The 13,121-nt window shown below is 57.7% G+C and carries 2 protein-coding genes; both read left to right on the top strand.

All coding sequences use genetic code 11. From position 1 onward, the window contains the following. Window positions 1-4: 4 nt before the first annotated feature. Window positions 5-1,786 carry a diguanylate cyclase domain-containing protein gene (locus D9N14_RS10170; protein ID WP_290579270.1) on the top strand — a complete coding sequence of 594 codons (1,782 nt, stop codon included), beginning with the start codon at window positions 5-7 and terminating at the stop codon, window positions 1,784-1,786. 124 nt (window positions 1,787-1,910) lie between these two features. Further along, a complete protein-coding gene (locus D9N14_RS10165; protein WP_290579269.1) occupies window positions 1,911-13,049 on the top strand; it encodes a non-ribosomal peptide synthetase in 11,139 nt (3,712 codons plus the stop codon). Window positions 13,050-13,121: the final 72 nt, after the last annotated feature.

Below are 13,121 nucleotides of genomic sequence, written 5' to 3'. Positions count from 1 at the left end.
TTGTGTGAAGGTGAGCCGTCGCTGCGGACTGCTGTGGTTATGGATTCTGGTGATATCCACCCAGGCCATGGCCGTGTCCGCGGAACCGGAATTCTTCACCCCGGAGATCTTGGTTTACGAGCAGATTGATAGCAGCGTGGCCCCTTCAGCAAGCACGGGTGTTGCAGATCTGCTGCAGCGCTTCCCGTTTCGTGGGGAAACCTCCGGCGCCAACAAGGGATACGCCTTCTCACCCCATTGGGTGTTGATTCCCCTGGAGGACATCGTCAGCCGTATACCCGCCGCGGAGCCATTGTGGCTGGAGTACGGTTATCCGCCGGTTGACTCCATCATGGTGTACACCACCTCCGGGTCGGGCTGGGCCCACATTGCCAGCACCGGGGACCAGTCACCCTGGAAAACCCGCCAACGGCACGGCCCCAAATACTATTTTAAACTGCCGCCTGGGACCTCTCATGTGCTGGTACGCCTGCAGACCATCGGTTCACTGCAATACCCCTTCACACTGTATTCTGAAGCCGGACTGGATCGATCGCTGTTGAATGATGGCGTCGTGGATGGCATGTTTTTCGGCGCGCTTACCATCATGATCTTTTACAACCTGTTCGTGTTCCTGATGGCGCGGGATACAGCCTATCTTTATTACGTGGTGCTGCTGACAGCCATTACCCTGTTCAAACTGGCCGTTACCGGCTACGGCTCCATGTACCTGTGGCGAGACGATCCGGCCTGGGTCAACAGCCATATCCAGCCCATCTCGGTGGGCATCTGCCTGACCTTCGTTGCGTTGTTCACGCGCCGCATGCTCGACATCAAAGCCCTCAGTGCCCGGCTGGATAAGGCCTTGCAGTTCTCCTGCGGGGTGAGTGCCCTGATGGTTGTGGTGGGACTATTGTTTAACGGTGGGTGGGTGGTGAAGTTCACGTCCACCTGGCCCTCGGTGGTGGTGTTGCTGGTGATTGCCGCCGGTGTGCTGGCGCTGGTTCGCGACCAGTCCGGTTCGCGGATTTTTGTGGCGGCCTGGGGCGCGGGGCTGTTTGGTGCCGTGTTGTTTTCGGCTCAGCAGCAGGGATGGCTGCCGGCCAATGAGTTGACCGTCAATGCATTGAAGCTGGGAATTGTATTGAACGTGGTGTTGCTGTCGTTCGCGCTGGCATCCCAGATTCGCCGCTTGCGCCACGAGAAAGAAACCTACAAACAGGAGGCCAGGCAGAACTACGAACTGGCCCTGGTGGACGGGCTCACCGGTGTTCCCAACCGGCGGGCCTTTGATGAGCGACTGGAACAGGAGATAGAGCGGGCGCGCAGGGACAATCGTTCCATTGCGCTGATGATGATCGATGTGGATTACTTCAAGAACTTCAACGACGCCTACGGCCACCAACAGGGGGATGATACCCTGGTACGGGCTGCGTTGATCATGCGTAACTGCCTGCGGCGACCGTCTGACAGTCTGTTCCGATACGGCGGCGAGGAATTCAGTGTGGTGCTGCCGGACACGGGGGAGGCGGGGGCCCGTCACACCGGGGAGCGGGTAATGAGCGCTATCCGTAAACTGGCCATTCCCCACAGCGAAAGTCCGTTCAAGCAGGTTACGGTGAGTATTGGGGTAGCCGTGGCCAAAACTGCTAATATTGAGGCTGAGGATTTTATTCAGATAGCGGATCAGGCACTCTATCAGGCGAAGCGAAAAGGGCGGAATTCCCTGGTTTTGGCCGAACAACGGGAGAACCCGGTGGTCAATATTGGCGATTATTTCAAAAACACACCAAAAGACACTCTGTAACCTCTTTAAACTTCCCGATAAATCCACGAAAATTAACGGTTTAACTCATCCTGATCAGCTCGCACCGCGTCAGGCGTAAACGGTACGTATACTAATAACAATAACAGCAGAAAACAGGAATAATATGAACGTAGTTGAGTTTCTGGCTTCTCTCGCGAAACAGGACATCCGTCTCTGGCTGGAAGGGGAGAACCTGCGTTTCAGCGCCCCCGAAGGCGCTTTCACCCCGGAAATCCGCGATAAAGTTGTCGCCAACAAGCCCGCCATCATCGAATTCCTGCGCCAGGCCCGCAAACTCAACGAAGCCGCCATCGAGCCGGTGTCCCGCGATCAGGCTCTGCAAACCTCCTATGGCCAACAGCGGCTGTGGATACTGGATCAGCTGAATCCCCACGACGTCACCTACAACATGTCCAGTGCCTTGCGCATTAAAGGGCCTTTGCGCGGGGATGTGCTGGAAAAAGTATTGCGGGAGCTGGTGAAACGCCACGAATCCCTGCGTACCTGTTTTGATGAAAACGACGGTGAGCCGGTGCAACGCATCCTGCCGGCCGATGGCTGGAGCCTGCTGCGGGAGGACCTGTCCGCCATGGAGCCGTCACAGCAACAGGCGGCGGTGGACAAAGCCGTCAGCACTGAGTCGTTGACGCCCTATGATCTCAAGAGCGGACCGCTGTTTCGTGCCCGGCTGTTGGTGCTGGGCGCAGATCACCATGTCCTGATCGCCGGCATGCACCATATCATTTCTGATGCCTGGTCCATGGAAGTGTTGGTGAAAGAGCTCAGCATCCTGTACATGGCATTCTCCTCAGGCATGGGGTCGCCGTTACCGCCTTTACCCATTCAATACGCGGATTATTCCGCCTGGCAGCGCCAGCAGATGGCTGGCGAAGACATGCAGAAACACATGACGTATTGGCAGGAAACCCTGGCCGGTGCGCCAGCGGTGTTGGCCCTTCCCACTGATCGGCCACGGCAGGATATTCCCTCCAATAATGGCGCTTTGAAGATGCTACCGTTACCGGCGGCGCTGGCGGACAAAATCAATCGCATGTGCAGCGAACTGGATGTGACCCCCTTTATGTTTTTCCTGGGGGCCTGGCAGTTGCTGCTGGGGCGTTATGCAGACAGTCAGGATGTGGTGATCGGGTCACCCATTGCCGGTCGCAGTCGTAGTGAGGTGCAGGAACTGATCGGATTCTTTGTGAATCTTTTGCTGATGCGGCTGGACCTTTCTGGTAACCCCTCGGTGGAGACCTTTTACCAGCGGGTCAAGAATATGGCCCTGGGGGCGTTCAGTCATCAGGATCTGCCCATCGACCGCTTGCTGGAAGTGATGGCAGTGGAACGGCAGCCCGGCTATCCGCCGTTGGCGCAGGCCGCGTTCCAGTTGATCAACCTGCAGGATGCCAGTACCGCCAATCCCTTTGGCGACGCGCCGGTGCAGATCGAGGCGATCCCGGCCAGCCATGTGGCGGCCCGCATGGACATGGTATTGGGGGTTGCCAAAACCGGGGATCAGTACGAGGCCAGTCTGGAGTACAACACGGATCTGTTCAACGACAGCACCGTGGCGGGCATGATGGATCAGTACCTGTTCCTGCTGGATGCCCTGGCTTCCGACCGCAGCCAACTGGTGGATGAGATCCAGCTGTACAATGACGCCCATCTGTTGCAGCAGATGGGCTTTGATGCCGACACCCACGATCTGTTGGCGCTCAATGCCAACCAGCATTCCATGGTGCTGGATCAGCTGGCGCATCCGCATACCATTCAGAATGCCTACGGTATTTATGTGGATCTGCCGTTGCGGCCGGATGTGCGCCTGCTGGAACAAGCCATCCAGGCGTTGGTGGATGCCTGCGCGGTGTTGCGTACGAAACTGGTGGAGTGCAGCCTACCGGCGGCCGACATGGCCTACGCGGTGATGCCCAAACACCAGTCCATTAGCCTTGAGGTGATTGACCTGAGCCAGGAGCACTGGCTGGACTATAACATCCACAGCGCAGCCCTGAAGTTGATGCATCGTGCCTACGATATCTTCAATGAGCCGTTGTTACGTTACTACCTTTTGCACCAAGGGGAGCAGTACCGCCTGGTGTTGGCCTGCCACCATATCGTGCTGGATGGTGCCTCCACCTATTTGTTCATGCAACAGGTGTTGAGCGGCTATCAGCAATTGTTGAACGGCATGGCCTTCTGCCCGCCACTGGACGAGGGTGCACGCCGTTTCCTGAGCTGGAGTTCAACCCAAACCGACACGCCTCAGGTGCTGGATTACTGGAGGCAGCGTGCGGCGGAAGTGGAACCCCTCAATTTCTCCTTCAGTGAGTACTACCGTGAACCTGGGCAGGAATCGGAATTTGGGGATGTGGTTCAGACCCTGGCGCTGGATCACCGGCAGCTGGCCACCATCCGTGAATACTGTGTGCAGCACGGAATCAATTTGCCTTTGTATTTCAAAACCCTGTTCGGCCTGATGTTGCAACATTATTGTCGACCGGATTCCGGCTTTAGCTTTGCCGAATTTTTTGCCTGCCGTCAGCAGGAATGGGCGGATGCACTGGGCTGTTTTTATCAGCAGTTTCCATCGGTGGTGGCCGCTGATCTGCTCAGCGCAGGGGCCACCCTGGTGGACTGGCAGCAGGGCTTGAAGGCCAGTCGTGACCTTGCCCGCTCCTTCCGTACGGTATCCTTGCGCAGCCAGCAGCAGATTCTGCCCAGCGGCCGCGCCACCTTTATGTTCAACTTCTACAATTTTGTTAACCGCATTGAGGTGGCAGGGGCCGAACTGCAGCCCGTGATGTCGGCGCCCAAGGTGGACGGGGGTGTCCAGTTCATCGTCAAGGATCTGGGGGATACCCTGGAATTGGAGTTGCGCTACGATGCGGCGGTGTTCAATGGTCACCAGTTTCTGCCACGGTTGATGCATCTGAATGAGCAGGTGCAGTTCGACCCTCCGGCTGCGGCCGCGCAACTGCAGTTCCTGTCTGCGGCCGAAGGCATGGCCATGCGGGCGCACGCCCATGTTCAGCCACTGGTGCCGGGGGAAACGGTGGTCCACCGCTTTCAGGCCAGCGCCGAGCAATGGGCCGATAACGTTGCAGTCATGGCACCGGGAGCGCAACTGACTTATGCAGAATTAAACGCCAAAGCCAACCAGCTGGCCCATACTCTGATTGAGCAGGGTGTGACGGCCAATGTGCGGGTTGGGATCTGTCTTGATCGCAGCACGGATCTGCTGGTGGCGATTCTGGGTGTGCTCAAGGCCGGTGGCGCGTATGTGCCGTTGGATCCTGCCTATCCCAAAGAGCGTCTGGCCTACATGTTGGAGGATGCGGCGGCGCCGCTGGTGATCACCGCGTCTTGCCACCGTGCCGTGCTGGGGGACGTTTCAACCCGAGTGCTGGAGCTGGATAGCAATGCGCAAATGATAGCACAGAAGAGCACGGCCAATCCGGATGTACCCATTGATCCCGCTAGCCAGATCTACGTGATCTATACCTCTGGCTCCACCGGCCGCCCGAAAGGTGCCATGGTCAAGCACAGCGGTGAGATGAACCTGCAACATTGGTATCTGGACCTGTTGGGTTTGAGCCACGAGGACTGCACTTTGCTGGTCAGTGCGGTGGGCTTTGATCTCACCCAAAAGAATCTGTTTGCCCCCTTGATGGTAGGGGCATCCATCGTCATGCCGGCCATGGAGTTGTATGACGAGCACGAACTGTTGAACCTGATTCGTGATCATGGTGTTACCTGGGTCAACTGCGCCCCCAGTGCGTTTTATCCCATCGCCGAACTGGCGGCTGCGGATGGTTATAAAGCATTGCGCTCTGTACGCTACCTGGTATTGGGAGGGGAGCCCATTCGCCTCTCGCCCCTGTATCACTGGCTTACCAGTGCCAATTCCCAGGCCCAGTTGGTCAACAGTTATGGACCCACGGAATGCACCGACGTGGTGTCTTATCATGTGCTGGATCGCATTGAGAATGATCAGCAGATGATCCCCATCGGCAAGCCGGTTCCCAATACCGAGCTGTTGTTGCTCAATGAAAACCTGCAGGCAGTGGTGCCGGGCTGCGTTGGCGAGATTTGTGTGGCAGGTGCCGGCGTGGGGCTGGGCTACATTAACCGCCCGGAATTGACCGCACAGGTGTTTGTGGATGTCGACCGCAGTGCCGGCAAAGTGTATCGCACCGGCGACCTGGGGCGGTTGTTGCCCAATGGTGATATTGAGTACCTGGGGCGCAAGGATTTTCAGATCAAGTTGCGTGGGCTGCGCATCGAATTGGGGGAAATCGAATTCGCCCTGAAACGTTTGCCCGCGGTACAGGACAGTCTGGTGCTGGTGCATGAGGATCGCCTGATCGCCTATCTGGTGGCACAGGCAGAGCCCCCTGGCTGGCGTGAAACCCTGCGTGATCATTTGCCGGAGTATATGATTCCGGCCTTGTTGATCTGCCTCCCGTCGTGGCCGCTTACGCCCAATGGCAAAGTGGATCGCAAGGCCTTACCGGATCCGGAACTGGCGGTGGCGGAACTGCAGGTGTACGTGGCACCGCGCACACCCACCGAGCAGACTTTGGTGGGCATCTGGCAGGAAGTTCTTCAGCGCTCGAATATCGGTGTGATGGATAATCTGTTTGATGTGGGCGGCAATTCTCTGCTGGCCACTCGCATAGTGTCCCGTATCAAAAAGCAGTTTGAGATTCCGCTGGGTGTGCGTGAATTGTTTGTGGCACCTACCGTCGCGGAATTGGCGATGGTGGTGGAGCGGGCCAACCAGACCAGGAGCATTCCCCCCATCGAGCCCCTGCCAGATGATGCGTTGGTGCCACTCTCTTATGCGCAACAGCGATTATGGTTCCTGGATCAACTGGAGCCCGGCAGCACCGCCTATAACATGCCGGGCGCGTTCCGCCTGTCCGGTCGTATCAATATTCAGGCGCTGCAGCAAACGTTGTATACCATCGTTGAGCGGCACGCAGTGTTGCGCACCACTATGACGCTGGTGGAGGATGAACCGGTACAGCAGGTGTTGCCCGCAGATCACTGGCAGCTGCAGTTGATTGAACTGGCCACGGCCTCCGCCGAGCAAAAACAGGCCCGCATCCATCAGGAAGTGGAAGCCCTTTATGGCCATCAGTTTGACCTTGGCCAAGGTCCGCTGTTTTATGTCAAGTTACTGGTGCTGGATGCCGCAGAATTTGTCCTGCTCATCAATATGCATCACATCGTAACCGATGGCTGGTCCAACGGCATTCTGATGCGCGAGCTGGGCATGTTGTACGACGCCTATTCCCATGGCCGCCGTTCACCCTTGCCGGATCTTAAAGTGCAGTACCGGGATTTTGCCCAGTGGCAGCGGCAGTGGTTATCCGGTGCTGAGCTGGAGCGTCAGCTGAGCTATTGGCGGCAGGCGCTGGCGGGTGTGGAAGTATTGAACCTGCCCACCAACTATCCGCGCACTGCCGACACCGGTTTTGCCGGCAACGTGCTCAGCTTTGAACTGGACGCCAACCTGAGTGCCAAACTGAATGCGTTGTGCAAACGTCAGGGTGTCAGTCTTTACATGGCCACACTGGCTGCCTATATGGTGCTGCTGTCGAAATACTCCGGCCAACAGGACATCGCGGTGGGCAGCCCCATTGCCAATCGTAACTTCGAAGACATCGAACCGTTGATCGGGTTTTTCGTTAACACCCTGGTGGTGCGTGGCGAGCTGGCGTCGGATATGACCTTCACCCAGTTGCTGGCCCAGGTACAGCAGAAAACCCTGGACAGTTACGCCCATCAGGATGTTCCGTTTGAGCGCCTGGTGGATGAGCTGGTGACCGAGCGGGATATGCTGCATGCGCCGTTGTTCCAGGTGTTGTTTTCCCTGCAGAACGTGGACGTACAGACCACTGCAGGCATTCCCGGAATTGAGTTGCAATCCATCGCCAATCATCAGGTAGTGGCCAAGTTTGACCTGGAATTCAGCATGATGGAACAGGGAGAGGTCATCGCCGGAGAGGTGGTCTATCGCACCGGGTTGTTTGATAAAGGATTTATTCAGCGCTTGATTCAGCATTACATCACAGTGCTGGAATCCGTGGTGCAAACCCCGGATACCCGTTTGGACGCGGTGAGCCTGATTACTCCGGACGAGGCTCAACAATTGTTCAGCTGGAACGACACCAGCGTTGAGTACGATCGAACGGTAACGGTTCATCAACTGATCGAAGCGCAGGTGGACCAAACGCCTGACGCACCGGCCCTGATTCAGGGCGAAAGGGTGCTGAGTTACCTGGCGTTGGAGCAACGTGCCAATCAGCTGGCCCGTTATCTACAACAGAAGGGTGTGGTGCCTGGTGATGTGGTGGCCATTATGATGGCCCGCTCACCGGAACTGATGGTGTCGATCCTGGCGGTGATGAAAGCCGGTGCCACCTATTTACCACTGGACCCGTCCTATCCGGCAGATCGTATCGATTACATGTTGCAGGATTCTTCGGTCTCAGTGTTGCTGGCAGATGACGCCCTGCGGCCGGAGCAAGAGGTCAGCGTTAGCACCCTGGTAATGGTTGGGGACATCACCACACAACTGGATGCCTTGAGCGCTGAACGCCTGCCCCCGCAAGGAAACGCCGACACCTTGCTGTACGTGATTTACACCTCCGGTTCCACCGGCCGGCCCAAGGGCACCGGAGCCCGACACCGAGCTGAAGTGAACCTGTTGAACTGGTATTGCCGGGATTTTGCCATGAGCCCCCGGGATCGGGTGTTGCTGATCAGCGCGGTAGGCTTTGATCTGACCCAGAAGAATTTCTTTGCTCCGCTGGTATCCGGTGCGGCCCTGGTGATGCCCCGCAGTCATCACTATGACCCTTATGAGCTTTTACAGGATGCCGGTGAGCACCGCGTGACCTGGATTAACTGTGCACCCAACGCCTTTTATCCGTTGCTGGAGGAAGACCCCGGCTTCACTCACTTGCAGTCCCTGCGTTGGGTGTTCCTGGGAGGAGAGCCCATCGACTTTGATCGGGTCGCGACATGGATCAGGCAGGGGAGCGGTAAGCTGGTCAACAGTTATGGCCCCACCGAGTGCGCCGACATCGCCACCTACCATGTGGTGGAGAATCTGGATCACTACAAAGCGGGTACGATTCCCATCGGCCGGGCCATCGATAATGTGAAGCTTTATATCGTCGACGAGCAACTGCAACTGGTGCCCCAGGGTGTGCCCGGTGAGTTGTGCATCGGCGGCGAGAGTGTGGGCCCCGGTTACTTCAATAATCCGCAACAAACCGCAGACAGGTTCGTTGCTAATCCGTATCTGGAGGATGGGTCAAACCTGTACCGTACAGGGGATCTGGCCCGCTATCTCAGTAACGGCGAAATCGAATACCTGGGTCGAATCGATGCCCAGGTGAAAATCCGCGGTTTTCGTATTGAGCCCGGCGAGATTGAAATGTTGCTGCGGCAGATGGACGGCATCAGCGCCAGCTGCGTGGTGGTGCGTGAGGACAGCAGTGGGCAGAAAATCCTGGTGGGCTATGTGGTGTCCGAGCAGGAATACAGCCAGTCGGATTTTCGCGCCTATTTACAGCCCCGTTTACCGGAGTTCATGATTCCCGCGGCGGTGGTTACGTTGCCGCAGATGCCACTGACCCCGAATGGCAAAGTGGCCAAGAACCAACTGCCGGCGCCGCTCTTGGAAGCCGCCGCCGAGCGGGAGATTGTTGCACCGCAAACCGATATTGAACGCCGGGTGCTGGCCATCTGGCAGGCGGTATTGCAACAGGACGCGCTCTCCATCGATGACGATTTTTTTGCGGTGGGTGGCCAGTCCTTGCTGGCAACCCAGGTGATGTCGCGCCTGCGCCGCGAGTTCGCGGTGAACGTTCCATTGCGGGCGTTGTTTGAGGCGCCGACCATCCGCAATATTGGGCAACAGGTGGAGCTGGCCTTGTCTAACCAGGCGACCGCGCTGCCACCGGTGGAGGTCATTGATCGCAGCGGGCATCTGCCCCTGTCCTTTGTGCAGCAGCAACTTTGGTTGCTGGATCAATTGGACCCGGGCACCGCCGCCTACAACATGCCGGTGGCGCTGCGCATTCACGGTGATCTGGATGTAGAGGCTTTTAAACACAGTTTTAACCAGATCATTGTTCGCCATGAAACCCTGCGCACCAACTTCAAGGTCATTGACGGAGAGCCGGTGGCGGTGATCCATGCTGCGGCGGCAGATCAGGGTCAGGAATACTGGGATCTGGAATACCGCGACCTGTCAGCGGAAGAACCTATTGCCCGGGAAGCAGCATTGCAACAACTTATTCATGAACAGATGGACCGCGGCTTCAACCTGCAGTCTGATCGTTTGCTGCGGGGTGTGTTGGTGCGATTGGATGACAGTGTGTCCGCCCCACAGCATGCCTTTGTGGGCGCGGTGCATCATATCGTCTCTGACGGATGGTCCTTGAATGTGATGACCGCCGAGCTGATGGAGCTGTACCAGGCAGCGATTGAACAGCGGCAAGCCCGTCTGCCCGAGTTGACCATTCAATATGTGGACGTAGCGGCCTGGCAGCGCAAATGGCTCAGTGGGGAAACCCTCCAGGAGCACGTTCAATACTGGCGCGACCAACTGGATAACGATGGCCAGGTGCTGCAGCTGCAGTCCGATTTTCCCCGGCCTGCGGTGATGACCAGCAACGGCGCGGTGGTCAAAGCGCACGTTGCCCCGGCCGTGGTGCGGCAACTCAACACGCTGGCGCAGGAGGAGGGAGCCACCCTGTTCATGGTGCTGGTCGCGGCCTATCAGTTGCTGCTGCAGAAATACACCGGCCAGGAGCGAATCAACGTGGGTACGCCCATCGCCGGTCGCGATTCCATCGAGACCGAACAGTTGGTGGGTTTTTTCATCAACACCGTCGTGTTGTCTACCGAGGTTCATCCGGAGCTCACGGTGCGGGAGCTGGTGCGGCAGGTGCGGGAAGTCACTCTGGGCGCTTATGCCCATCAGGCGCTGCCCTTCGAGAAGCTGGTGGAAGCACTGCGGCCGCCGCGGGATTCCTCCCGCACTCCGTTTTTCCAGGTCTTTATCAATCTGCTCAACCTGCCGCCCCAGGCAGATGGCCGCTTTGATCTCAACATTGAGCCCTTGCTGCAGGAAGATAACCACAGTCATGCCAAGTATGATTTCAACCTGTATGTGAGCGAAGAGGGCGATGGCAGCCTGGATCTGGTGATGGTGTACAACACGGACCTGTATCGGCCCGATACCGCACAGGGCCTGCTGAATCATCTCGCCCAGGTGCTGGGGAGCCTCAACGACCGCGCCGACCAGGCACTGGCGGCCATTAAACTGGTGGATACCGCGGCTGTAGACTGGATGCCGGATCTGACCGTAGCCCTGCCCAAACCGTCCTGCTCCAGTCCGCTGGATCTGTTCCTGCGACACGCCCGCGAGGACGCTGACAGGGTGGCAGTACGCTGTCAGAGCGGTACCATCACCTTCGGTGAGCTGGAGCAGCAAAGCCGATGCTTGGCCCAGGCCCTGGTTGCCCGCGGCATTCAGGCAGGCGATCTGGTGTCGGTATTGGCCACCCGTTCCCCGGATCTGATTATTGCATTACTGGGCATACTGCGGGCCGGAGCCGCCTTTAATATCCTGGATTCCGGATACCCGGCGGAGCGCCTGCATCGCATCCTGACGGAAGCCCGGCCTGCGTTGCTGTTGGATGCCACTGCCCAGGCCACGGATGTATCCGGGTTGCAGAGCGCGCTGGGAAGTGAACCGGGCGCTGTTTCGGTTACATTGGCCGATCTGCAACAGGAGAGCGGTGGTGATCCGTTTGTGGAACGACATGATCCCCATGGGCTCGCCTATGTGGCGTTCACCTCCGGTTCCACCGGCAAACCCAAAGGGATCAAGGCGGATTTTCAGCCTCTGGCACACTTCGTTGAATGGTACTGGAACGCCTACCAGATTTCTGCAGAAGACCGCATCAGCATGATGTCCGGCCTGGCCCACGATCCACTGTTGCGGGATATTTTTGTGCCGCTGGCCATTGGGGCCAGCATTGTGATTCCCGCTGCCGACTGGATGCTGAATCCGGAAGCTTTGTTCCAATGGTATGCCGAAAACCAGATAAGCGTCAGTCACCTTACCCCCTCCATGGCGCGCATGCTACTGGATACGGCACCGGCTGATGCACAATTGGACCGGCTTCGCCTGTTGGGTATTGGCGGTGATCGACTGCCACGCAAAGTGGTGGCCCAGCTCACCGAACTGGCCCCGGACGCGCGCATCGCCGCGTTCTATGGTGCCACCGAGACGCCCCAGGTGATGGCGACGTTCGACGTGATCGGGGAGGTTGATTCCCTGCCGGAGTTTATGCCGGTGGGCAGGGGCATCGAGGGCGTGGATATCCTGCTGCTCGATCCCTCCGGAGCGCTCTGTGCTCCGGGGCAGGTGGGTGAAATTGCAGTGCGTACGCCGTACTTGAGCCAGGGTTACCTGAATTCCGATGATTCGGTATTTGCATTGAATCCACATTCCGCTGCGGCCGATGATCGGATCTATCACACCGGTGACAAAGGTCGATACCGCGCTGATGGGATGGTGGAGTTCCTCGGCCGCCTGGACCAACAAATCAAAATACGCGGCTTCCGGGTTGAACCGGAGGAAGTGGAAAGCGCCATAGTCCGGGTATTGGGTGGAAACGCAGCGGCTACCGTGGTGGCCGGAAAAGACCCCCGTGGTGACGATTGCCTGGTGGCGTATGTGGCCGTGCCTGAAGCGGATTCTGACAGCACCGGTGATCAGGATGCGTTGCGGATGCAGTTGCGTAACCAGCTGCCGGAATACATGGTGCCGGCGCTGTTCATCCCGCTGCAACGGATACCGCTGACCCGTAATGGCAAGGTGGACAAACGCAGTCTACCCATGCCTGATGACTTCTGGGTGGCGCGGGAATATGTGGCACCGCGCACCGAGTATGAGGAACAGATTGCCGCCATCTGGCAAACGGTACTCAAGGTGGAACAGATCAGTGTGGTGGACAACTTTTTCGATGTGGGTGGTCACTCCCTGTTGGCCGTACAGATCGTGTCACGGGTGAAGGAGCAATACCAGATTGAGTTTTCCATGCGGCGCCTGATGGAAATTGCATCCATCGAAGGGATGGCCAGTTACGTGGAGAATGCTCTGTGGGTGCGGGGAGCAGAAGAACAGGGCGATGATGCTGGTGATGACTTCGAAGAACTTGAGATTTAAGCAGGATTCGAATTAGAGGTCTGGCCTCAACACAGTACAACGCAACCACATTACAAGAATGTCCTCCTACAG

It is taken from the genome of Ketobacter sp. (assembly GCF_003671495.1).
GTDB lineage: Bacteria > Pseudomonadota > Gammaproteobacteria > Pseudomonadales > Ketobacteraceae > Ketobacter.
Note: the sequence above shows the minus strand (reverse complement) of the source record. Positions and strands in the feature narration are given on the sequence as shown.